This window comes from Promicromonospora sp. NPDC052451, assembly GCF_044547525.1.
In the GTDB taxonomy this organism is placed as follows: domain Bacteria; phylum Actinomycetota; class Actinomycetes; order Actinomycetales; family Cellulomonadaceae; genus Promicromonospora.
Genome location: NZ_JBIUAP010000004.1, coordinates 359,029 through 382,398, shown reverse-complemented (window position 1 = coordinate 382,398; position 23,370 = coordinate 359,029). Strand labels below are relative to the sequence as shown.

Genomic DNA, 23,370 nt, shown 5'->3' with positions numbered 1-23,370 from the left:
GAGGCGGTCGTGGACGTGTGAGTGGATGCGTCGCGAGCCCGCCTAGTCGGCGGGCCACCAGTCCAGGCAGATGCGGGGCGACGTCATGGCCGGAACGTTAGCCGTGCCCGCGCGCGATGTCCACCGCTCACGTCCGGTCGGCCAGGTCCCGTGGACCGGGCCCGTCGTAGCCGGCCAGGAGGGGGCGCGGGATCGGCCCCTTGATCCGTGCCCCGCCGGTGGTCTCCTCCCAGGCGTGGGCGAGGATGCCGACGCTGCGGGACAGGACGAACAGGCCGCGCCCGAGCTCAGGAGGGATCCCGAGCTCGCTGTACACGATCGCGGTGGCCCCGTCGACGTTCATCGGCACGGGACGGGCGCGCCCGGCTGCCAGCGCCGACTCGACCGCCTGCCCGGCCCGCAGCGCCCAGCCGGTCACGGCGCCCTCGTCGACGGCCTGGGCGGTGAGGTCGAGGAGCGGGTCGCGGCGCGGGTCGCGCGGGTGGAACCGGTGCCCGAAGCCCGGCACGTGCTCACCGCGCTCCCGGTACTCGGCCACCAGGCCGGCCGCGGCTGCCGCGAGCTCCTCGCCCTGCTCGGCGCGCCGGTGCACCTCGGCCAGGACCTGCATGCACTGCTGGCCGGCGCCGCCGTGCACGTCGCCCAGCAGGTTGGTCCCGGTCGCGACGGCGTTGTTGAGCCCGACGCCGCAGGTCGCGGCCATGCGCGCGGCCGCGATGGACGGCGCCTGCGGCCCGTGGTCGACGGCGGACACGAGGGCCGCCTCCAGGAGCCGGCTCTGCGCCGGGGTGGGCAGCTCGCCGCGCAGCATGAGCCAGATCTGGTCGACGAAGGTGATGGTGCCGACGAGCTGTTCGACGGGGTACCCGCGCAGCAGGATCTCCCCGGGCCGGATGCGGGTGATGCCGGTGCGCCACCACCCGGTGACCCGCTCCTCGTACTCCTCGGCGGTGGGGAACGCGGGGCTGCTCATATGGTTCCTTCCTCGTGCATCGTGGCGATCGCGGCGTCGTCGTAGCCGAGCTCGCGCAGGATCGTGTCGGTGTGCTCGCCCAGCAGGGGCGGCTCGTGCGCGGGGACCGGGGCGGCGCCGTCCACGTGGACGGGGCTGCCGAGCACGCGCAGGTCACGGTCCGGGTCGCCCGGGAAGGGCAGGTCGTGCACGAAGCCCCGCGCACGGACCTGGTCCTGGGCGAGGGCCTCGGGCACGCTGAGCACGCGAGCGGCGGGCACGCCCGCCGCCGCCAGCACGGTCTCCCACTCCGCGGCCGGGCGGCCGGCCAGGGCCGCCTCGATCTGCGCTGTGAGCTCCCGGCGGTGCACCTTGCGCGCCGACCGCTCGGCGAAGCGCGGGTCGTCGCACAGGTCGGGCCGTCCCAGCAGGCGGCAGAGCGTGACGAACTGGCGCTGCTCGTTGGCGGAGATGTTGAGCATCCCGTCGCCCGTCGCGAACGTGCCGGACGGCGCCGCGGTGAAGTTGTCGTTGCCCATCGGGACCGGGTCCTGGCCGGCGATGAGGTGGTTGGACACGACCCAGCCCATGGCCGTCATCGCGGACTCCAGCATCGACACGTCCAGCCGCACGCCCTCGCCGGTGCGGTCGCGGTGCACGAGCGCCGAGGCGACGGCGAACGCCGCCGTCATGCCGCCGAGCGTGTCCGCGACCGGGTAGCCGGCGCGCAGCGGCCCGGTCTGCTCGGTGCCGGTGGCGCTCATCATCCCGGAGACACCCTGCACGATCTGGTCGTAGGCGGGCCGGTCGCGCAGCGGCCCGTCCTGCCCGAAACCGGAGACGGCACAGTAGACGAGCCGGGGGTTGGCCGCCCTCAGCCGGTCCCAGCCGAGGCCGAGCCGGTCCAGCACGCCGGGGCGGAAGTTCTCCACCAGCACGTCGGCGCCCTCGACGGCGCGGAGCAGCACGTCCCGGCCCGCCGGGCTCTTCAGGTTCAGGGTGAGGGAGCGCTTGGCGCTGTTCTGCGCGAGGAACGAGGCGCCCGTCCCGGCCTCGTTCAGGGCGTGGTCGGCGCCGAGCCGACGGGCCAGGTCACCCGCCCCGGGGATCTCCACCTTGATCACGTCGGCGCCCAGGAGGGCGAGCTGGTAGCTGGCGAACGGACCGGCCAGCACGTTGGTGAGGTCGAGCACCCGCACGCCGTCCAGGAGCGCGGTGGGGTTCACGCGATGCCCCCGAAGAAGGGGATCTCGGCGAGCCGGCCGGCCGCCTCGACCACCAGGGGCCGCCAGGCGTCGAGGTGGTCCGGGGTGAACCGGCTGGTGGGGCCGCCGAGCCCCACGGCCGCCACGACGTCGCCCGCGGACGTGACCACGGGTGCGGCCAGGGCGGAGACGCCCGGCTCGCGCTCGCCGTGGCTCGCCGCCCAGCCCTGCTGCCGCGCCTGCTCGACGGTCCGGACGAGACCTGCGGCGAACTCGGGGCCGCGGCCGGCGGCGGCGCCGAGGGCCGCGACCTGCTCGGCCGGCAGCCCCGTCAGGAGGGCGTGCCCGGTGGCGCCGAGGACGACAGGCATCCCGTCGCCCACGCGCACGACGTGCCGGAGCTGCTGCGTGCCCTCCTGCTGCGCGATGCACACGCGCGAGGCGCCCTGGCGCACGTAGACGCGGCTGGACTCCCCGCCGCAGTCGACCCCGAGCTGCCGCAGCACGTCCATCGCCTCGGGCGGCACCGCCCAGGTGGCCTGCGCGAGCCGCGACCAGCGCATCAGGCCGACGCCGGGCACGATGCGCCCGTCGCCGCGGGTCCACAGCATGCCGGCGTGCTCCAGCGTGGTCACGAGCCGGACCACGGTGGACTTGGCCAGGCCGCTGGCCTCGACCAGGTCCCGGACGCTGCGGGAGGTGTGCTGCTCGTCGAAGTGGCCCAGCAGGTCCAGCGCGCGGTGCACGCTGCGCACCCCGTCACCGCCCGTCGTCGCCTCTGTCACCAGGTCTCCTTGCTCGTGGGGCCTGCCGGGTTGCCAGACCGAATCTCGCTCACGTAGCCTCACCGTACCACCAGGCAGAACTGTCGAACCGTCTGGTGGTACGCAATGGAGGAGTCAACGATGACGACGAACGCCGGTCCCGTCTTGGACGTCGGGGTCACGACCGCGACCCGCGCATCGCTCCAGCCCCACGCCTGAGGAGGCACCCGTGTCCGTACTCGTCGTCGCGAGCGCGACCCCTGAGGGTCGCGCCGCACTTGCCGAAGGCGCCGCCGAGGCCCGCCGCCGCGGCACCGCGCTGCTGTGGTTGGACGTCGGCGCCGAACCCGCCGGGGACGTCGCACCCCTCCTGGACGGGACGCCCGCACGCCACGTCGCGCGCGACCCGAACCAGGACCCGACCGACGCCGTGCTCGACGCCGTGGCCGCCGAGGACGTCGAGGTGCTGGTGGTCGGCACCCGGCGGCGCAGCCCGCTCGGCAAGTTCGTGCTCGGGTCGATGGCGCAGAAGCTCATCCTCGACGCGCCGGTGCCGGTGCTCACCGTCAAGGTGCCGGCCGGTGCCGACGGGCGGGCGGGCTCGTGAGGCGCGGCATCCGGGCGGCCGTCGCCCTGCTGGTGTGCGTCCCGCTCGTGGTGGCGGCGGGGATCCAGGCCAACCGGTCCGGGAACGTGCACGGCGCACGGTCCGGCCTCACCCTGCTGGTTCCCGCGGCGCCCGGCGGCGGCTGGGACACCGTGGCGCGCGAGCTCCAGGCCGCCATGCGTGAGCACGGCATCGTCACCAACCCGCGCGTGGTCAACGCGGGCGGTGCGGCGGGCACCATCGGCCTGGGCCAGCTCATGGAGATGCACGGTCAGGACGACGTGCTCATGGTGACCGGCACCGTGATGATCGGCGGCATCGAGGTCAACGACTCCGCCTACCGCCTGGAGGAGACCACGCCGGTCGCCCACCTCGCGGACGACTACGTGGCGCTCGTGGTGCCCGCCGACTCGCCGTTCGAGACCGTGGACGACTTCGTGGCGGCGTTCGAGGAGAACCCGGGCCAGGTCTCGATCGGCGGCGGCTCCGTGGGCGGCACCGACCACCTGACCGCCGGCCTGCTCGCGCAGGAGGTGGGCGTGGACCCTGCCGACGTGAACTACATCCCGTTCGCCGGCGGGGGAGAGGCGGTCAACGCCCTCCTCTCGCACAGCGTCGCCGCCGGCATGAGCGGCTACAACGAGTTCGCCGACCAGATCGAGGCCGGCTCGCTGCGCATCCTCGCCCTCTCGGCGCCCGAGCCCGTGACCGGCATCGGCGCGCCGACCTTCATGGAGGCCGGCTACGACCTCTACCTGCCCAACTTCCGCGGCGTCGTCGCACCTCCGGGGATCTCCCCGGAGGACGCCGCCGAGCTCGAGGCCATCATCGAGGAGACCGTCGCCACGCCGGAGTGGGCGGACGCCGTGGACCGCAACAAGTGGGTCCCCAACCTGCAGACCGGCCAGGAGTTCGGCGACTTCCTGGACGGGGAGATCGGCCGCATCACCGACGTCGTCAAGGAGCTCGGACTGTGACCAGCAACGACAACGCCGTCTCGACGGCCCACACCCCCTCCGCCGCGGCGGCCCGGCCCGACCGGGGCTCCGTCCCGCTCGCCGTGGTGGTCCTCGTGGTCGCCGCGTACCTCACCTACGGCACGGTCACCATGACGGTCTCGCCCAGCGCGAGCCCGCCCGGGCCGCGGTTCTTCCCGGTGATCGTCACCGTGGTCGCCTACGTCGTCGGCCTCCTGCTCCTGGTGCAGGGCGTGCGGGGGCGGCTGCGGCCGGCACCTGCCGAGGCGCCCGACGCCGATGCGGGGGCCGGCGCAGGCACGGACGCCGACCGCATCGACTGGCGCCAGGTCGGCATCGTGGTCGGTACGTTCGCCGTGTTCATCCTGGTGCTCGAGCCGGTCGGCTGGCTGGTCAGCGGCGCGCTGCTGTTCACGGGCGTCTCCTACGGGCTGGGCTCGTCCCGGCACCTCGTCAACGTCGGCGCGGGGCTCGCGCTGTCGTCCGTCATCCAGCTCGCCTTCGCCGGGGGCCTCGGGCTCCCGCTGCCGGCCGGCATCCTCGCGGGGGTCTGACCATGGACACGCTCACCCACCTGCTCGACGGCTTCTCGACCGCGCTCTCACCGGTCAACCTGCTCTGGGTCACGATCGGCGCGGTGCTCGGCACCGCCGTCGGCGTGCTGCCCGGGCTCGGCTCGGCCATGGCCGTCGCCCTGCTGCTGCCCGTTACGTTCAGCCTGGACCCCACCGGTGCGTTCATCATGTTCGCCGGGGTCTACTACGGCGGGCTGTTCGGCGACTCGATCTCGGGGATCCTGCTCAACACCCCCGGCAACTCCTCCGCCATCGCCTCCACGTTCGAGGGGCACAAGATGGCCCTGGCCGGGCGGGCGCCCCAGGCCCTGGCCACGGCCGCGATCGGCGCGTTCACCGGCGGGCTCATCGCCACCACGCTCGTGGCGTTCGGCGCGCCGTACATGGCCCGGCTCGCCACGAACTTCGGCTCCGCGGAGTTCTTCGCGCTCGCCGTGTTCGCGTTCGTCGCGACGTCGGCCATCGTGGCCGACTCGGTGCTCAAGGGCCTGGCCGCGCTCGTCGTCGGGCTGGGCGTGGCGCTGGTCGGCATCGAGCCGCAGTCCGGCGCCTCCCGGTTCACGATGGGCGTCCCCGAGCTGTTCGACGGCATCAGCATCATCACCGTCACCGTGGGCCTGCTCGCCCTGGGCGAGGTGCTCAGGGTCGCCTCGACGGCCCGCCGCAAGGGCCCGGAGACCGCCGTGCTCTCGAAGGGCCGCCCGTTCCTCTCGGGTGCCGAGTTCCGCAAGGCGCTGCCCGCCTGGCTGCGCGGCACCGGCTTCGGCCTGCCGTTCGGCGTGATCCCCGTGGGTGGCTCCGAGATCCCGACGTTCCTCGCCTACGGCAACGAGCGGCGCATCGACCGCAAGCAGCGCAACCCCGAGTTCGGGCGCGGCGCCATCCGCGGCGTCGCGGCACCCGAGGCGGCGGGCAACGCCACGTCCGGCACCGCGATGGGTGCCCTGCTCACCCTGGGCCTGCCCACGTCGGCGACGGCGGCCATCATGCTCGCCGCGTTCCAGCAGTACGGCATGCAGCCCGGGCCGCTGCTGTTCGACCGCAACGGCGACCTGGCGTGGGCGCTCATCGCGTCGCTGTTCGTCGGGCTCGTCGTGCTGGTCATCCTGAACATGCCGTTCGCGGCGATCTGGGCCAAGCTCCTGCTCATCCCGCGCCCGTACCTGTACGCGGGCATCGCCACCTTCTGCGCGTTCGGCGTGTACGCCAACTCGACCAGCCTGGTGGACCTCTGGCTGCTGCTCGGGTTCGGCCTGCTCGGCCTGCTCATGCGCCGCTACGAGGTGCCCGTCGCGCCGGTGCTCATCGCCGCGATCCTCGGCCCCATGGCCGAGACCGAGCTGACCCGCACGCTGGCGGTCAGCGAGGGCGACCTCACGGCGCTCGCGGCCAGCCCCATCACGATCACCGTCTACGTCGGCCTGCTCGCGACCGTCTGCGGCGTGCTGGTCAGCCGGTTCCGCGCGCGGCGGTCCGTGGACGTGTGACCGGTGGGCCCGCCCGGCGGGGACGCGGGCGTCAGCGGACCACCTGGAGCACGCCGCTGACCACCAGCGTCGTGACCGTCGTCCAGCCGATGATCGCCACGGCCTGCCAGACCAGGATCCGGGTCCTGCCGACCCCGGACGCGGCGAGCATGGTGGCGGTGAAGTGCGTGGGCAGCAGGAGCGGGCCGAGCAGGCTCACGCCCGGCACGCCGTAGCGCTCGTAGGCGCGCTGGAACTTGGCCCGGCGCGCGGCGGAGCGCTCGTCGCGGGGCTCCGTGGCGGTCGTGCCGCCGGCGGAGCCGCCGCCGGCGGCCACGGTCGCCCGGGATCTCGCCCGGCGGGTCACGACGGCGTCCCGCGCGCCCGACCCGAGCAGCACCAGCGCGGCCACGGTCACGAAGTTGCCGACCACGGCGGAGACGGCGGCGACCACCGGGTGGATGCCGCCGAGCACGCCGATCGCCGCTCCACCCTCGCCCTCGACGAAGGGGATCGCGCCGGCGAGCGCCACGACCAGCGGCTGCACGACGGTGGGCACGTGGCCGACGAGGTTCTGCAGGATTTCGACGAGGTCCATGGATGCTCCTGTGGGTGCGGGGCGCCAGGGGGTTCCCTGCGCCGTACCCCAGTCCACCCGCTGCCCGCGCCGCCCGGAAGTGTCGCCGCGTCACTGTCTTCCGGGCGCTGGGCACGGTCCGGCCGTGACATGTGTCATGCCCGCCATCGGCTCCTCGCGGAGGAGCGGGGCTGGGCCGGACGGGGATGCGGCGGCCACGAGCCGGGCGCCGTCGTGCGGTGGTAGGGGTGCCCCACGGACGGCGCGGAGGAGCGCACCATGTCGGCCGCCGTGAGCCCCTCGGCAGGCTGTACGCATGTTCCGCAGACCAGAAGTCCGAACCGTCCCCCGTGTCCTCACCGCTCTGACCTGCGCCGTCGCTGTGGGCCTCCTGTCCGCGTGCGCCACGGCACCCGCGGTCGCCCCGCACGAGAACGTCGACACCCCGCGCGGGGCGGTGCTCGAGGTGACGCCGGTGGAGGACCTCACGGCGGCCGAGGTGACCGACCGGTTGCGCACCGCCGACATCGACCCCGGCGAGGTCCAGCACGGTGTCACGGCCTACCGGGTCGTGTACGCCACCGTCGACGCCGACGGGGAACCCACCACCGCGAGCCAGCTCGTCGCGTTCCCGCAGAACGACGAGAGCGACCTCACCGTGGTGTCGTGGCTGCACGGCACCACGGTGTACCGGGGTGACGCCGCCTCGGTGAACGCGGACTCGACGGACCGGGCCGCCGCGCTGCTGTTCGCCTCGGCCGGCCGCGCCGTGTCCGCCCCTGACTACCTCGGGCTGGGCGAAGGCACGGGGACGCACCCCTACGGGCACCCAGGGGCCACGGTCTCCGTCTCGCTCGACGCGCTCCGTGCGGCCCGCGAGCTGGCCGGGCGGTACGAGCGGACGTTCGACGAGGAGGTGCAGGTCAGTGGGTTCTCGCAGGGTGGCCCGGCCACGATGATGCTCGGCCGGGCGCTCCAGGAAGGTGTCGACCCGTCGTTCGAGCTCGGCGGCCTCGCCCCGATCGCGGGGCCGTTCGACCTGAGCCGGTTCGAGGGCGACGCCGCCGACGACAGGATCGTGATGGCCTCGCTGTACCTGGCGTACTTCGTCACCGCGTGGGACCGCCTGTACGACCTGTACGACACACCGCGGGAGGCGTTCCGCGAGCCGTACGCGGCGAAGGTGGAGGGGCTCTTCGACGGTGACCACCGGTCGCAGGAGATCGCGGGGGCACTGCCGCCGACGTCCGAGGCGCTCTTCACCAGCGAGTTCCTGGACCAGGTGCGGCACCCGAGCGGGACCCTGCGGCAGAAGCTGCGTGCGCTCGACACCACGTGCGACTGGCAGCCCGAGGTGCCCGTGCACCTCTTCCATGCCGCCGGAGACAAGGACGTCGCGTTCGAGCACGCCCGGTACTGCGGGCGCCGGCTCGCGGCACACGGTGCCGAGCAACGGCTGACCGACATCGGCGACACCGACCACAACGGCACCGTACGAGCTGCCCTGCCGCAGGTGGTCAGGGCGTTCGCGTAGTGTTCACGGGCGGGGCAGCGCCTCGGCCACGATGGTCTGGGCGGGGTCGATCGTGGTCCGCCCGTCCTCGATGTCCCACAGGGTGTTCTGCAGCAGCCGGGCCAGGGTCCAGGCGGTCGCGCGGCGCCGGTCGAGCCCGAGCACCTCGGTGAGCAGGTCGAAGCGGCGCCGCACGACCCGCGGAACCTCCCGGGTGGTGCGGAGCCGCTCCCAGCCTGAGTCCAGGGCCGGCCAGAGGTCGAATCCCGGGTCACCGACCAGGGGTTCGGGGTCGATGGCCAGCCACGGCTCGCGCTCGGCGGCGAGCACGTTGTCGTGGTGCAGGTCCCAGTGGAGCATCGCCGCGCCCGGGCCAGCGGCCACCTCCGTCACGGCCGCCGCCCAGTCGCGCAGCCGTCGCCGGTCCTCTGCGTCCGGCAGGGCGGCGGCCGCCGCGGGCACCGCCGCCAGCATGTCGCCCGCGACGTCGCCCAGGCCGCGCAGGCCGTCGGCCGCCGGGACGGAGTGCAGGCGGGCGAGCAGGCCGGCCACGGTGCGCGTCGCGACGTCGTCGTCCTCGACGGACGCCAGCGCGCGCGAGCCGTCCAGCCGTTCCAGCAGCACGGCCCCGCCGGGGTCGTGATCGAGCAGCCGCACGACGCCGTCGCCGTCCCAGGCCCGCAGCCCGATCAGCGCCGCCGTCGTCTCCTCCCGGGGCATCTGCAGCCTGAGCACGGCGCGCGCGCCACCGGGGCGGCGCACCGGCACCACGAGGGCTGCCTCACCGGACCGGACGTCGCCGTCGCGCTCCAGGTCCCACCTGTCGAGCAGGTCCGCCACCTGTGCCGGGAGCCGGGCGACCCAGGCCCGCGCCTGCTCGTCGCCGCCGCCGGCGAACGACGCGACCAGGGTGGCGGGGATCTCGACGGAACGCGGGGAGCTCATGGGCCTATCCTCCCTGCCGACCGTGGCACGAACGACGCCGAATCCCTGCTGCTCACGCCGGACCGCTTCTACCGAGCGCCTCCGGTCTCGCTCTACCGTTGCGGTCATCTCGGACGGCAGCCACGGAACGGCCCGTCGGCAGCCCGGGACGAGATCCTCGAAGGAGAGTGAACGCGATGGCGCGTACCCCGAAGCAGACGGCGAGCGAGGCCGACGGCGTGACGTACCGCCGTGCCCGTACCTGGGAGATCGCTCTCTCCCAGATGAACAACGGCTCGGCGATGGTCTTCTACACCCTCGTCGGCCTCATGAGCTACCTGCAGAACGCCGGCTACGGCATCGCGGTGGCCGTGGCAGGCGTGATCCTCACCGTGACCCGAGTGTTCGACGGCGTCATCGACCCGTTGCTCGCGCTCGTCATCGACAAGGTGAGCTTTCCGTTCGGCAAACTGCGGTTCTTCATGCTCACCGGGTGGCTGATCCGCTCGCTCGCGATCCTCATGCTGTTCGTCTGGGCGTCCGACACGGGGCTCGGAGCCGGGTTCTTCGTCGCGATGTACGTGGTGTACATCGTCGGCTCCTCCATGAACGACATCGCCGGGCAGATGTCCGGTCCGGTGCTCACCAACGATCCCCGCCAGCGGCCCACCGTGCAGGTGTGGGCCACCGTCTACTCGTACTTCGTCCCCGCGACGTTCTCGATCATCTCCACCGTCGTGTTCCTGCCCCGGCACGGCAACCAGTTCACCGTGGAGATGCTCAGCGAGACCGCCACCACGTACGTGGCCTGCTCCCTCGTGTTCCAGATCCTCGCCTGCGTCGGCGTGAGCCGGATCGACCACCCGTCCAGCTTCGCGCACCTCTCCGCCGGCGCCACGAGCTCGACCCAGGTCGAGGTCACCCTGCGGGACATGTGGCAGCTGCTCGCCCACAACGGTCCGTTCCAGCGATACCTGATCAGCGGCGCCTCCGACAAGCTCGCCCAGGTGGTCAGGTCGCAGGCGGTGATCGGCACCCTGATGTGGGGCATCCTGCTGGGCAACATGCAGCTCGGCACGACGCTCAGCACCATCGCCATCCTGCCCGGCATCGTGTTCGCGATCTTCGGCGCCCGCTACAACGGCAAGCACGGATCGAAGGCCGCAACGGTCACATGGACCTGGATCTGCCTGATCCTGGCGGCCCTCCTCACCGCGTTCTGCCTGCTGGTGGACCTGGGGTCCGTCCTCGCCAGCCTGCCCCTGGCGATCGTCTTCTACGCGGTGTACCTGCTGCTGAACGGTGCGTCCATGGTGGTCACCGTCGCCTCGGGCGCTATGCGGGCCGACATCATCGACTACGAGCTCGACCGCTCCGGCAAGTACCTCCCGGCCACCGTCACCGCGACGTACAACCTCATCGACCAGATCATCACCTCGCTCGGCGCCACGCTCGCCCTCGGCGCGGTGTCGCTGATCGGGTTCACCACGGTCATGCCGCAGCCCACGGACGCGCCGAGCACCCCGATCCTCCTGATGACCCTGGCGCTCTTCTTCGGCCTCCCCATCCTCGGCTGGGCGTGCACCCTGATCGCCATGCGCGGCTACCGGCTCACGCGCACCGAGATGATCGAGGTGCACAAGCGCGTCGCGGACCGGAAGGCCGCACTGCAGGAGGCCGAGCCCGCCCCCACGGCCCCGTAGTCCACCACTTCACATCCCGACCGATCGGAGCACCCCGTGCCGTTCCCGTTCGCCGACGTCTCCACCGCGCCGCTGACCGACCTGCTCTCCCTGCGCGGCCGCCGCGCCGTCGTCACCGGCGGCGCTCGCGGGCTGGGGCGCGCCATCGCCGCTCGGCTCGCCGAGGCCGGCGCCGACGTCCTGCTCGGCGACCTCGAGCTCACTCTCGCCGAGCAGGCGGCCGCCGAGCTGAGCGCCGCGCACGGCACACGCGTGCTCGCCACCCACGTCGACGTCGTCGACTCCGCGTCCGTGGACGCCGCCGCGGACCGTGCAGTCCGGGAGCTCGGTGGACTCGACATCTGGGTCAACAACGCGGGGATCTTCCCCGCCTTCGGCGCCCTGCAGGCGAGCGACGAGCAGTGGCGGCAGGTGCAGGCCGTGAACCTCGACGGCACCTTCCACGGCGCCCGCGCCGCGGCCCGCCACTTCGCTGCCTCCGGGGGCGGGGTGATCGTCAACGTCGTCTCCACCGCCGGTTTCCAGGCCCCCGCGCCCGGGCTCTCGGCCTACGTGGCCAGCAAGCACGCGGTGCGCGGCCTCACGAAGGAGCTCGCCCTCGAGCTGGCGCCGCTGGGCGTGCGGGTACTCGGTGTCGCCCCCACGTTCGTGCCCACGGAGGGCAACCTGGCGGCCGCCGAGGCCGGCCGGGCCCAGGCCGAGGCCGCTGGCATCGATCCCGGTGCGGCGGGCATGGACGTGATGACCCACAGCCTGATCGGACGCCTCGGCACACCTGACGACATCGCCCGGGTCGTGCTGTTCGCCGCGAGCGACCTGTCCCTGATCATGACCGGCAGCACGCTGCTGGCGGATGCGGGGGAGACCATCTGATGGGCGACCCCGGCACCGGGACCGGGCTGGGCGAGGGCATGCGTCTGACGACGGAGGAGTTCGGCCGGATCGAGGTCGACACCGTGCCCCTGCCCGACGACGCCTTCGACACCTATGCCACCTACACGCCGTCGGGCAGGATCTTCCTGCTCTACCGGCGCCCGACGGACTCCGTCGATGAGCAGGTCTTCCATGCCGCGACCATCGAGGACGACGGCACCGGATATCACCACCTCTTCAGCGGGCCCATCGCGCAGCACCCTCGCGCGAACGGCATCCGGGCCATGATGTTCCCGGACAACCGACGTGCTCTGCTCGGCGACTACATGCTCGAGTGCGACCCGGACCTCGACACGGCCACGGCCGCGCGCCTCGTCGACGTGCGCTATCCGTGGCGGCAGGAGGAGGATCCCAGGACTACCCATCACTGGTCCGAGGTCATCGTCGCCCCCGACGGGGAGCACGTGGCCTGGACGATCCTGAGGGCTGACATGAGCGCCGCCGTCGGGCTCGGCCGCCTGAGCCGCACCGTCGCCGGCTACGAGATCGTGAGCCCTCAGCTCATTAGCACGGTCGAGCAGTTCGTCCCGGATCCCGAGCATCCCGGCTGCATGCTGCCGCAGCCGTCCCGTGGGGGTGAGGTCAAGCAGTTCGTGCGCGGCGGGCGCGCGATCTCAGCCGTCGGTGGCGTGGACGGGTTCCTCCCGGACTCCGTGGTGCAGGCCCTGGACTCCGGCGACCTCACGGCAGTGACCAGGGGCCCCGGTTACGACGAGACCACCATCTTCTCGCCGGACGAGAAGCTCGGCCTGGTCATGAGCGCTCGCGCCTCGCGTGCGACCGACCTTGCCGTGCTCGGCCTGCTGCCGCGGCCGCAATCCGGCCACGCGCTCTCTTCCATCGCCTGGATCGTCTACTCCTACAGCGTGACCGGGGTGCGAGACCACAGGCTGGGCAATGTCGGTCCGGTGCTCATCGACATCGCTCGGTCTCGGGCGGATCCCGGTTACCAGGGTGTCGCCCTGCACGACCCGGCCGAGGAGTGGGTGTACGTCTCGCCGATGTCCTGGCACCCTGACGGGACCCGGTGCGCCTGGCTGGAGACGCCACGCGGTTCGGAGCTGGCCCAGCCCGTCCGGGACATCCGGGTCCGGCGGGCCCGGCTGCTGGATGTCGCGCCCGGCGAGCCGGTGCGGCCGGCTGCTGTACCGGACGACGTCGTCTACGCGTTGCGCGGCGAGGCCGCAGAGCAGGCACTGTGGAACCCGCCGCAGCCGGTCACCTCTGCGCGGGTCGCCGGGCGCCACAGCGGATACCTCGAGATCGACCGCACCCTGCCCGACCCCGCCCGTGGCGTGTCCGGGACGGGCGAGGTGCGGTACGTCGGGTACAGCGACGACGGCGAGACCGTGTGGACCGGGTTCGAACGCGTGACCAGTTCGTTCACCGCCGACACGGTCTACGAGGCGGACGTCGAGCTCGCCGGGCCGGTGTCCGGGCAGATGCAGCTGCGGGCCACCTGGACGCCGCTCGTCGGCCCCGACCCCGCTCGGCTCCGCTTCGAGCGGGCGGACGACGGCGAGCCTGCCAGCCACGGGTACGCCCGGTACGGCGACCAGCGGCGGGAGATCTCGGCGCTCCTGCCGTGAGCCCGGTGGGCCACCCGGCTCATCCGGCGTGCGCGGCGCGATAGGCCGTGGGGGTCATCCCGTACGCGGCGCGGAACACCTTCACGAAGTAGTTCGCGTCGTCGTACCCCACGAACAGGGCGATGTCGTGCACGTGCCGCGTGGTCGTGGTGAGCAGCCGGGCGGCGCGCTCGGCCCGCTGCCGGGCGACGTACGTGGCCACGGTCGTACCCGTCTCGGCCTTGAAGCGCCGCGCGAGCGTCGAGGTCGAGACGCCCGTGCGCTCGGCGAGCTCCGAGGTGGAGACGGGGTGGCTGAGGTGCAGGTCGATCTCGTCGGTCACCTGCCGCACCAGGGCCGAGAAGCCGCGCTGGTGGTGTCGGCGCACGTGCCGGCAGAAGTCCGTGACCATCTGCGCGGTGTAGGTCGCGATCCGTCGCGCGTCGGCGCTGTGGCCGACCCGGTGCAGCCGCTGGGCGTACTCCTGGGAGATCGCGTCGATCGTCACCGCCGGTAGCCCGCCGCGCTGCGCCGCCACCCGGGCCATGATCCGCAGGATCGTCGCACCGAGGAACGGGGTGCTGAGGTAGTTCATGGTCTGCGGCATGCGGGCGAGGCGCTGCAGGGCGGCCAGCGCCTGCTCGGTCGAGCCCTCGGCGACCGCGTCCATGAACTCCCGCTCCAGGAGGTAACGCTCGTCGATCACCGCGAAGGACGCGGACTGCGGCGCCTCGCCGCGACCCGGCTCGATCGTCCCGCCCTCGGCCTGGACCTGGTGCAGCCGCCCGAGCACGTCCTCGCTGCCGGCGGCGCGTAGCAGCGCAGCGGCACCCCGGTGCACGTACTCCGGGTCCACGATCGGGTAGCGGGTGCGGTACAGCTTGTAGAGCCGGAGGTGCGCGCTGGAGATCCCGAGCCGGTCCAGCACCTCCTCCGCGACACCGGGGTGCGTCGGCTCGTGCGTGTAGGGGCCGACGAGCAGGAGCTGCTCCTCCCAGCGCACCAGGGTCACGGCCATCCCGAGCGGCTCCAGGACCTCGTGGACCACCTGCGGCTCCATCTCCCGCACGAAGGCGCGCAGCGCTGCGGTGGTGAAGGCGGGCTGCAGGCGCGGGTCCAGGCAGTGGGCTGTCTCGAAGTCGGCCAGGGCCGCCGGGATCCCGGAGGTCCGGACCAGGACCACGGGGCAGCTCAGCACCCCGCCCAGGACGGCGCGGACCGCCTCGAGCGGGTCGACAGGGGCGGCTTCCGACGTCGTCGTCATGAACGGTTCCGTTCGTCCACGGCGCCGGCGGGCGCCGAATTCGTCCTGCTGGTGCGCGACCAGTTCTATCACCGGTGCGCGAGCGGTTCGTACTGTGGCGGCACGCCAGCGTCGTCTTGTCGAAGGAGATCCCATGCCGCTGCCCCCCGACAGCCCCCGGCAGGTCACGCCGATCCTCGACGGCTGGGCGTTCGCGCCCGTGGCACTGCCGCCGGACGCGAGCTGGGACGACGTCGTGCTCGCCGGGGAGCAGGTCGTGCTGCCGCACACGTGGAACGCCGTCGACGGGCAGGCCGGCGGCGGGTACCACCGGGGCACCTCCACGTATGCGCGGCTCGTCGAGCCGGACGGCGCCGCGCAGACCTGGGTGGAGTTCGAGGGCGTGAACTCCACCGCCGAGGTCTACCTGGGCGGTGAGCTGCGCGCGCGGCACGACGGCGGCTACTCGACGTTCCGGGTCGATCTCACGAAGGCGCTCGCGGACGGTGCGCGGACCCTGCTGGTCGTCGTGGACAACGCCGCGAACGACCGGGTGTACCCGCAGCAGGCGGACTTCACCTTCTACGGCGGCATCTACCGCGACGTCCGCCTCATCACCGTCGGACCCACCCACTTCGCGCTCGACGACCACGGCGGACCGGGCCTCACGGTGACCCCGACGCTCGACGGTGACCGCGCCGACGTGGCGCTGACCGCCGGGGTCACGGGAGCTACCGGTCCCGTCTCCGTGCGGTTCGGCATCGACGGCGAGGCGTCCGTGACCGTGCCCGTGGTCGACGGCACGGCGACCGCCGTCCTGCCCGTCGAGGAGGTGCGCCGCTGGCACGGCCTGCGCGACCCCCACCTCTACACCGCGCGCGCCGAGCTTCTCGCGGGCGAGACCGTGCTCGACGCGGTCGACGTGCGCTTCGGCTGCCGCGAGTTCGAGGTCGACCCGCAGCGGGGCTTCCTGCTGAACGGTGAGGAGTACCCGCTCCGCGGCGTGTCCCGTCATCAGGACCACGAGGGCGTGGGCAACGTGCTCACCGAGGAGATGCGGCAGCAGGACCTCGCGCTGCTGCGCGAGCTGGGGGCGACCACCGTGCGGCTCGCGCACTACCAGCACGACCAGCGGACCTACGACCTGTGCGACGAGGCCGGGATCGTGGTGTGGGCGGAGATCCCGCAGATCACGGTGTTCCTGCCTGGCGGGACCGGCAACGCCCGCGACCAGCTCACCGAGCTCGTCGTCCAGAACCGGCACCACGCGAGCATCATCAGCTGGGGTCTCTCGAACGAGATCACGCTCGCCGGGGCGGGCGAGGACGTGCTGGCCGCCCACCGCGAGCTGAACCGCCTCGCCCACGCGCTCGACCCCACCCGTCTGACCGCGATGGCGAACCTGTTCCTTCTGGAGACCGACCACCCGCTCGTCACGGTGCCCGACGTGATGTCCTACAACCTCTACTTCGGCTGGTACGTGGGCGAGGTCGAGGACAACGACACCTGGCTGGACGACTTCCACCAGGCCTACCCGGAGGTCGCGATCGGTCTGTCCGAGTACGGGGCCGACGCCAACCCGTTGTTCCAGTCCGCCGCGCCTGTCAAGGGCGACTACACCGAGGGCTACCAGGCGCTGTACCACGAGCACATGCTCACGATGATCGAGCAGCGGCCCTGGCTGTGGGCCACGCACGTGTGGAACCTCGCCGACTTCGGTTCTGCGGGCCGCAACGAGGGCGGGGTGGCCGGCCGCAACCAGAAGGGCCTGGTCTCGTTCGACCGGACCGTCAAGAAGGACGCCTTCTACCTGTACAAGGCCGCGTGGGCGACCGAGCCCTTCGTGCACGTGGCCGGACGGCGCAGGGCAGACCGGGTGGAGGACGTGACCGAGGTGATCGTCTACTCCAACCAGGAGCGGGTCACCCTGCTGGTCGACGGCGCGGAGCATGCGACCGCCGAAGGCCGTCGGGTCTTCCGCTTCCAGGTGCCCCTGACCGGCGAGCACAGGATCACCGCGAGCTCCGGCGATCTCGACGACAGCGTCGTGCTACGCCGGGTCGACGAGGTCCCGGCGGCGACCGTCATGCCCACCACGACGATCGCCAACTGGTTCGACGACACCGAGCTGCCCGCCCCTGAGGGCTTCTTCTCGATCAGGGACACCCTCGGCGACATCAAGCAGTCGGAGCAGGGGGCCCGGCTGATCGGCTCCGTGCTCGACACCCTCGCGACCAGCCGCGGCGAGGTGGGCCGGGGCGTCGAGATCCCGGCGGCGATGCAGGCCATCGTCGACCGGATGAGCCTCGAGAAGCTCGTCCGGCAGGCCGGGGGCGTACCCGTGGAACAGATCGCGGCGTTGAACGCCCAGCTCAACGCCATTGCCAAGTGACCCGCGCGACGAGAACGGCGAGAACCATGACCAGCACCTTTCCGGCTACCTTTCTCTGGGGCGCAGCCACCGCCCCGCACCAGGTCGAGGGCAGCAACGTCGGCTCCGACTTCTGGACCAACGAGGGGCGCGTGCCCGGCATGGAGCGCAGCGGCGACGCGTGCGACTCCTACCACCGCTACCGCGAGGACATGCAGCTCCTCGCCGACGCCGGCTGTACCGCCTACCGCTTCGGCGTCGAGTGGGCCCGGATCGAACCGGAGGAGGGCCTGTTCTCGAACGCCGAGCTCGCCCACTACCGGCGCATGATCGACACGGCGCTCGAGCTGGGGCTCACGCCGGTCGTCACCCTGCACCACTTCACGAACCCGCGCTGGTTCGCGGAGCGCGGCGGCTGGCTCGCCGACGGTGCCGTCGACCTGTTCACCCGGTACGTCGAGGTGGTGACCCGGATCCTCGACGGCGTCGAGTGGATCGTCACCATGAACGAGCCCAACATGCTCTCGATGATGACGGCCATGGGACGGGACATGGCACGGAACTCGGCCGAGGGCTCGGCGGCGGACACGGATGGAGCCGCGGAGGACTGGACCAGCCCCACGGTCGACAACGGCCCCCGTCCCGTGCGGCTGCCCACCCCGGACCCGGAGATCGGGCAGGTCTTCGTCCGGGCCCATCACGCCGCCCGCGAGGTGCTGCGTACGAGGACGACCGCGAAGATCGGCTGGAGCGTGGCGAACCGCGCCTTCCAGGCCAGGCCCGGTGGGGAGCAGCGGATGGCGGAGCTCTCCTGGGTGTGGGAGGACCTGTACCTGGAGGGCTCCGCCGGCGACGACTTCGTGGGCGTGCAGTCGTACTCGGTCCAGCACGTCGACGCCGACGGGATCGAGCCCTACCCGGACCACCCCGACAACACCCTGGTGGGCACCGCGTACCGCCCCGACGCCCTCGGCATCGCGGTGCGACACACGTACGAGGTGACCGGCCTGCCGATCCTCGTCACCGAGAACGGCATCGCCACCGGCGACGACACCCGCCGCATCGCCTACACCACCGGCGCCCTGGAAGGCCTCGCCGCCGCCATGGCCGACGGCATCACCGTGCACGGCTACCTGCACTGGAGCCTGCTGGACAACTACGAGTGGGGCCACTGGGCACCGACCTTCGGCCTCGTGGCCGTGGACCGCGAGACCTTCGTGCGCACCCCCAAGCCGAGCCTCGCCTGGCTCGGCGGAGTGGCGAAGCGAGGGGCGCTGTGACCCTCCTGCTCCAGGTCGACTCCGGCGGGGACCAGTTCCCGGTCACCGGACCGGCTCCTCGGCTGTCGTGGACCCTGCCGATGTCGCTCGGGTCCGTCACCGGGTCCGTACTCGACGCAGAGGTCGACGGGAAGCTGCTGTCACCGCGGGCGCTCGGCCCCGAGCACAGGTTCGTGCCCTGGCCGTGGGAGCCCCTGCCGAGCGGGGCACGGGCCCGGTGGCGGGTGACCGTGCGCGGTACGGGCGGCGAGGTCCTCTCCGACTGGTCGACCTTCGAGGTAGGCCTGGCCGACGCCGACTGGGCGGCCCGCTGGATCAGCCCTGTCGAGCAGACGGACCCCGGTTACGGGAAGCGACCCGCACACGTCCTGGCCACGAACTTCTCGACGTCCGGCACGGTGGTGCGAGCCCGGTTGTACGCCACCGCACTGGGCGTGTACGAGGCGTTCGTGAACGGCGAGCGGGCTGGCACGGCGCACCTGAACCCGGGCAGCACGGCCTACGACGACACGCTGTACGCCCAGGTCAGCGACGTCACCGACGCGGTCCGGGCGGGGGAGAACCGGCTCGAGATCGTGCTCAGCGACGGCTGGTTCCGCGGGCAGGTGGGGGCGTTCCGCATGCCCGCCGGCTGGGGCACCAGCCTGGCCGCCCGTGTCGAGCTGCACCTCGAGCTGTCCGACGGGACCAGCAACAAGGTGATCAGCGACGGCACCTGGACCTCAGCGGTCTCCACCATCACCCGTGCCGATCTCATGGCCGGGCAGACCACGGATTACGCCGCTGGTCCCGGCGCGGCCCTGCCGGTTCTCGTCGACCAGGTCACCGCCCCGCCGCTCACCTGGTCGCCCGCCCCTCCGGTGCGGGTGATCGAGACCCGCGCACCGGAGGGTGTCCGGCAGCTCGCCGCCGACACCTGGGTGCTCGATTTCGGGCAGAACGCGTCCGGATGGCTACGGGTGCAGGGGCTGGGGCCGCCGGGTACGCGCACCCTGATCGACCACGGCGAGCACGTGGGCCCCGACGGCGACCTCGACACCGCCCACCTGAACTCCTCCGGCGACGGCGGGGCAGTCGTCTTCTCGCAGCACGACGAGGTCGTCTCCGACGGTGCGTCCAGCGTGTTCGAACCGCACCACACCGTGCACGGCTTCCAGTACGTCCGGATCCGCCGGGAGGGTGCTCCGCTTGACCCGGCCGGCGTGACCATGCAGGTGGTGCACACCGACCTGCGCCGCACCGGCACGTTCGCCAGCAGCTCCCCGGAGCTGAACCGGCTGCACGAGATCGCCGAGTGGAGCTTCCGCGGCAACGCGGTCGACGTCCCGACGGACTGCCCGACGCGCGAGCGTCTCGCCTGGACCGGGGACTACCAGGTCTTCGTGTCCACGGCGACGCGGCTGTTCGACGTGCTCGGCTTCAGCCGCAAGTGGCTGCAGTCCGTCCGCGACGACCAGCTCGACGACGGCCGGATCCCGAACTTCGCGCCCGACGGCCGCCGCATCAAGCACCACCTGGAGGACCGGCTCGCCATGATGACCGGCTCCGCAGGCTGGGGCGACGCCGTCGTCGCCGTGCCCTGGGAGCTGTACCGCACGTACGGGGACCGGGAGGCGCTCGCCGAGAACTGGGGCGCGATGGTGCGTTGGGTCGACTGGGCGCTGGAGACGGCTCGGACCCTTCGCCACCACACCCGCCGGCAGCGTTCGCCGGAGCCCGCCCCGCACGAGGAGTACCTCTGGGACGGGACGTTTCACTGGGGGGAGTGGACCGAGCCGGTGCCCCGTGGCCCGGACGGCGAACGGCGGGACCCGGTCAAGGTGAACCCGGCCGCCTGGTTCATGGCTGACAAGGGAGAGGTGGGTACCGCCTACCTGTACCGCAGCACCACGACGCTCGCGCAGATCGCACGGGTCCTCGGGTTCGAGGACGACGCGGCGAGGTATGCGGAAGCCGGGCGACGGGTGCTCGACGCCTGGCGGACCGAGTTCCTGGGGCCCGACGGCCGCACGGTCGCCGACACGCAGGCTGCCTATGTCCGTGCTCTGAGCTTCGGGCTCGTCCCCGACGAGCTGCGGGCAGCAGCCGCGGAGCGGCTGGTCGAGCTCGTCGCCGAGGCCGGGGGACACCTGGCCACCGGGTTCCTCTCCACGGGCGACCTGCTGCCCGTCCTCGTCGATGCCGGGCGCACGGACGTGGCCTACGGCCTCCTGTTCCGGACCACACCGCCATCGTGGCTGGCCATGGTCGCCAAGGGCGCGACCACCATCTGGGAGGACTGGGAGGGCATCGACGATCAAGGCGAGGCGCACGAGTCGCTGAACCACTACAGCAAGGGTGCGGTGGTCCGGTTCCTGCACAGCCACACCCTCGGGCTACGGCAGGACCGGGGGTCGGTCGCCTGGGAGGCGTTCACGGTCGCGCCGGTGCCGGGCCCGCTCACCTGGGCCGAGGGTACCCACGAGTCGCCACAGGGCACGATCGTGGTGCGCTGGGACCGCACGGCCGACGGGCTGCGCGCGCAGGTCACGGTGCCTGCGGGGGCGGTCTGCACCCTGCGGCTGCCGGGTGCGGACCCCGAGGTCGTCGTGGGCCCGGCACGGGTGGTGCGGTGACCTGGGGCCGGCGTGCCTAGTCGGTCGCGGTCACCGGGGCCAGCCAGATACCGGTGATCGCGTCGATGAGGCCGACCGCCGTCGCGTCCCAGGTGGGACGCGACGGCGGCGCTCCCTCGGCGAGGGCGCGCTCACGTTCGGCGCAGACGTACAGCACCAGGTTGCGAACCATCAGTTCGCGCTCGTGCGCCACGGCGTCGGGCAGGTCGGGCAGGCTGCCCCGCAGGCCCTCCTCGGCCCGTCGTCGGTGCTCCGACACCGTGGACCGGTCGAGCTCGACCCGGTACTGGCCGGGATCGGTCGAGATCTGCGCGAGCAGCCGGGCGCACCAGGTGACCCCGGTGAGCGAGTCGAGATGGTCGGTCGTCGGACGGACCATGCAGGCCACCCAGTCGCGGACGTCGGGATCGTCGCCGAGCTCGGCCAGGAGCTGTGCGCGCCGCTCCTCCATCGGATCGACATGGCGGTGCACGACTGCCTTGACCAGCTCCGCCTTGCTGCCGAAGTGGTACCCGACGGCGGAGTTGTTCGCCTGTCCGGCGGTCTCGCTGATCTGCCGGTTCGAGACCGCGAACAACCCGTGCTCGGCGAAGAGCCGTTCTGCCGCGTCCAGGATCCGCTCGCGGGTCTGGGCGACCTTGTCGGCCCGCGTCGGCTTCGCTGGCACGGTGACCTCTCGTCCGTGATGGATGTGGGCTATAGCTTATCGAGCTCGGTCGTTCCCGTGCCGTGGTGGACCGTGCAGAGCGGCCCTGGCGGTTCGAGGACCCCGGTCGTCGATATTTTAAGTCAGATGCTTGACTTAGAAGTGTCGGTGTCGATCTACTGAGGGCCACGGGGTGAATCACGGCCCCCGACCCCCAGCAGAAAGGTTGTGTAGATGACCGAGTCCGAGGTCCTCGCCTATCCGATCCCCGTGGACCATGCGCTGGACGCGCCGCAGGAGTGGGAGCGCCTCCGCTCCCGGTGTCCCGTGGCTCACGTCCGGCTGGCCAGCGGTGACGAAGCGTCGCTGGTCACCCGGTACGACGACGTCAAGGCGGTGCTGTCGGACCCCCGGTTCGGCCGGGGCACGGGCAACGCCGACGCTGCCCGGGTCGCCGACACCGACGACGGAGGGCTGTTCAACAGCGAGATGGCGACCGTCATGCCGCAGGAGGGGGAGGCGCACCAGTCCTGGCGGCGCCTGGTGGGCAGGTGGTTCACCGCCAAGCGCATGGCGGCGCTGCGGCCGGGCATCACCGCGATGGCCGACCAGCTCGTCGACGCCATGGTCGACAAGGGCCACCCGGTCGACCTCAAGGCGGCCTTCGGGTTCCCGCTCCCGGTCTGGGTGATCTGCGACATGCTCGGTGTCCCTGACGCGGACCGGGACAGGTTCTCCTACTGGTCGGACTGCATGCTCAGCATGACCCGGTACACGCAGGACGAGATGACTGCTGCGATGACCGAGTTCGGCGCCTACATGGCCCACCACGTCGAGCTGAAGCGGACAGCGCCGGGCGAGGACCTGCTCAGCGAGCTGATCGTCGCAACGGACGCCGAGGGGCAGCCGCTGTCGACGGCGGTGCTGGTCGCCACCGGTCAGGCGCTGCTGGTGGCCGGGCATGAGACCACCGCGAACATGATCACCAAGATGATGGGCATGCTGCTGGCGGATCGCTCGAGGTGGGAGCGTCTGGTCCAGGATCCGAGCCTCGTGCGGAGCACGGTCGAGGAGGCCTTGCGGTACGACGCCAACGCGGGGTTCGGCATGATCCGGTTCATCGACGCGGACATCGAGCTGTCCGACGTCACGGTGCCGGCCGGCACGACGGTCGTGTGCAGCATGGCGGCCGCCAACCGCGACGAGACCGCGTTCGAGAACGCCGCCGAGCTCGACCTGACCCGCAGCCCGAACCCGCACCTCGCGTTCGGCGCCGGCGCGCACTCCTGCCTCGGCCAGGCGCTGGCGCGCACGGAGCTCCAGGTCGCACTGGAGACGCTGATTCGCCGGCTGCCGGCGCTCGACCTGGCGGTCGCCGCCGACCAGCTGGAGCGGGTCGACGGCCTCGCCGTCGGTGGCCTGCGCGAGCTCCCGGTGCGGTGGTAACCGTG

The 23,370-nt window shown here is 72.3% G+C and carries 19 protein-coding genes; 12 read left to right on the top strand and 7 right to left on the bottom strand.

From position 1 onward, the window contains the following. Positions 1-127: 127 nt before the first annotated feature. The 3 genes from ACIG47_RS09675 to ACIG47_RS09665 are packed head-to-tail and all read right to left on the bottom strand — an operon-like array spanning position 128 to position 2,942. Positions 128-973 (bottom strand): citryl-CoA lyase, encoded by an 846-nt coding sequence (locus ACIG47_RS09675; RefSeq protein ID WP_397430615.1) that lies wholly within the window; start codon positions 971-973, stop codon positions 128-130. Beyond that, positions 970-2,178, bottom strand: coding sequence for a CaiB/BaiF CoA transferase family protein (locus ACIG47_RS09670; RefSeq protein WP_397430614.1), 1,209 nt, complete (start codon positions 2,176-2,178; stop codon positions 970-972). The genes ACIG47_RS09675 and ACIG47_RS09670 overlap by 4 nt, the downstream gene beginning before the upstream one ends. Beyond that, positions 2,175-2,942, bottom strand: a complete 768-nt coding sequence (locus ACIG47_RS09665) for an IclR family transcriptional regulator (RefSeq protein ID WP_397430613.1) — start codon at positions 2,940-2,942, stop codon at positions 2,175-2,177. Before ACIG47_RS09665 ends, ACIG47_RS09670 begins: the two co-directional genes overlap by 4 nt. A gap of 208 nt (positions 2,943-3,150) precedes the next feature. Here ACIG47_RS09665 and ACIG47_RS09660 point away from each other — a divergent pair, with 208 nt between their 5' ends. The 4 genes from ACIG47_RS09660 to ACIG47_RS09645 are packed head-to-tail and all read left to right on the top strand — an operon-like array spanning position 3,151 to position 6,567. Further along, positions 3,151-3,528 (top strand): universal stress protein, encoded by a 378-nt coding sequence (locus tag ACIG47_RS09660; RefSeq protein ID WP_397418426.1) that lies wholly within the window; start codon positions 3,151-3,153, stop codon positions 3,526-3,528. Then, positions 3,525-4,505 (top strand): Bug family tripartite tricarboxylate transporter substrate binding protein, encoded by a 981-nt coding sequence (locus ACIG47_RS09655; protein ID WP_397430612.1) that lies wholly within the window; start codon positions 3,525-3,527, stop codon positions 4,503-4,505. The genes ACIG47_RS09660 and ACIG47_RS09655 overlap by 4 nt, the downstream gene beginning before the upstream one ends. Beyond that, positions 4,502-5,059, top strand: coding sequence for a tripartite tricarboxylate transporter TctB family protein (locus tag ACIG47_RS09650; protein WP_397430611.1), 558 nt, complete (start codon positions 4,502-4,504; stop codon positions 5,057-5,059). Before ACIG47_RS09655 ends, ACIG47_RS09650 begins: the two co-directional genes overlap by 4 nt. A gap of 2 nt (positions 5,060-5,061) precedes the next feature. Further along, entirely contained in the window at positions 5,062-6,567 is a 1,506-nt protein-coding gene (locus ACIG47_RS09645) for a tripartite tricarboxylate transporter permease (RefSeq protein WP_397430610.1), read from the top strand. Positions 6,568-6,598: 31 nt separating this feature from the next. On the opposite strand, the gene ACIG47_RS09640 is transcribed toward ACIG47_RS09645, so the two are convergent. Then, the gene (locus ACIG47_RS09640) at positions 6,599-7,144 is read right to left on the bottom strand and encodes a small multidrug efflux protein (protein WP_397430609.1); all 546 of its coding nucleotides are present in this window, start codon (positions 7,142-7,144) and stop codon (positions 6,599-6,601) included. Between the two features lie 295 nt (positions 7,145-7,439). On the opposite strand from ACIG47_RS09640, the gene ACIG47_RS09635 reads away from it, so the two are divergent. Next, entirely contained in the window at positions 7,440-8,657 is a 1,218-nt protein-coding gene (locus tag ACIG47_RS09635; protein WP_397430608.1) for a hypothetical protein, read from the top strand. 3 nt (positions 8,658-8,660) lie between these two features. Here the strand turns inward: ACIG47_RS09635 and ACIG47_RS09630 are convergent, their stop codons facing one another. Then, entirely contained in the window at positions 8,661-9,581 is a 921-nt protein-coding gene (locus ACIG47_RS09630) for an aminoglycoside phosphotransferase family protein (protein WP_397430607.1), read from the bottom strand. Positions 9,582-9,757: 176 nt separating this feature from the next. Between ACIG47_RS09630 and ACIG47_RS09625 the strand changes: the two genes are divergently transcribed. From ACIG47_RS09625 to ACIG47_RS09615, 3 genes are read left to right on the top strand one after another with little or no spacing between them, the layout of a single operon-like run. Continuing rightward, complete coding sequence (locus ACIG47_RS09625; protein ID WP_397430606.1) at positions 9,758-11,263, top strand: MFS transporter; 1,506 nt, start codon at positions 9,758-9,760, stop codon at positions 11,261-11,263. Positions 11,264-11,299: 36 nt separating this feature from the next. After that, positions 11,300-12,136, top strand: a complete 837-nt coding sequence (locus ACIG47_RS09620; RefSeq protein WP_397430605.1) for an SDR family NAD(P)-dependent oxidoreductase — start codon at positions 11,300-11,302, stop codon at positions 12,134-12,136. Continuing rightward, positions 12,136-13,785, top strand: a complete 1,650-nt coding sequence (locus ACIG47_RS09615) for a hypothetical protein (RefSeq protein ID WP_397430604.1) — start codon at positions 12,136-12,138, stop codon at positions 13,783-13,785. Before ACIG47_RS09620 ends, ACIG47_RS09615 begins: the two co-directional genes overlap by 1 nt. Positions 13,786-13,804: 19 nt before the next feature. Here the strand turns inward: ACIG47_RS09615 and ACIG47_RS09610 are convergent, their stop codons facing one another. Beyond that, positions 13,805-15,028, bottom strand: a complete 1,224-nt coding sequence (locus tag ACIG47_RS09610) for a helix-turn-helix domain-containing protein (RefSeq protein WP_397430603.1) — start codon at positions 15,026-15,028, stop codon at positions 13,805-13,807. Positions 15,029-15,161: 133 nt separating this feature from the next. Here ACIG47_RS09610 and ACIG47_RS09605 point away from each other — a divergent pair, with 133 nt between their 5' ends. From ACIG47_RS09605 to ACIG47_RS09595, 3 genes are read left to right on the top strand one after another with little or no spacing between them, the layout of a single operon-like run. Continuing rightward, the gene (locus ACIG47_RS09605; RefSeq protein WP_397430602.1) at positions 15,162-17,399 is read left to right on the top strand and encodes a glycoside hydrolase family 2 protein; all 2,238 of its coding nucleotides are present in this window, start codon (positions 15,162-15,164) and stop codon (positions 17,397-17,399) included. A gap of 26 nt (positions 17,400-17,425) precedes the next feature. Then, the gene (locus ACIG47_RS09600; RefSeq protein ID WP_397430601.1) at positions 17,426-18,658 is read left to right on the top strand and encodes a family 1 glycosylhydrolase; all 1,233 of its coding nucleotides are present in this window, start codon (positions 17,426-17,428) and stop codon (positions 18,656-18,658) included. Next, complete coding sequence (locus tag ACIG47_RS09595; protein ID WP_397430600.1) at positions 18,655-21,273, top strand: family 78 glycoside hydrolase catalytic domain; 2,619 nt, start codon at positions 18,655-18,657, stop codon at positions 21,271-21,273. Before ACIG47_RS09600 ends, ACIG47_RS09595 begins: the two co-directional genes overlap by 4 nt. Positions 21,274-21,289: 16 nt before the next feature. Here the strand turns inward: ACIG47_RS09595 and ACIG47_RS09590 are convergent, their stop codons facing one another. Further along, positions 21,290-21,940 (bottom strand): TetR/AcrR family transcriptional regulator, encoded by a 651-nt coding sequence (locus tag ACIG47_RS09590; protein WP_397430599.1) that lies wholly within the window; start codon positions 21,938-21,940, stop codon positions 21,290-21,292. 213 nt (positions 21,941-22,153) lie between these two features. Between ACIG47_RS09590 and ACIG47_RS09585 the strand changes: the two genes are divergently transcribed. Beyond that, positions 22,154-23,365: a cytochrome P450 gene (locus tag ACIG47_RS09585; protein ID WP_397430598.1), complete on the top strand. Its 1,212-nt coding sequence runs from the start codon at positions 22,154-22,156 to the stop codon at positions 23,363-23,365. Positions 23,366-23,370: the final 5 nt, after the last annotated feature.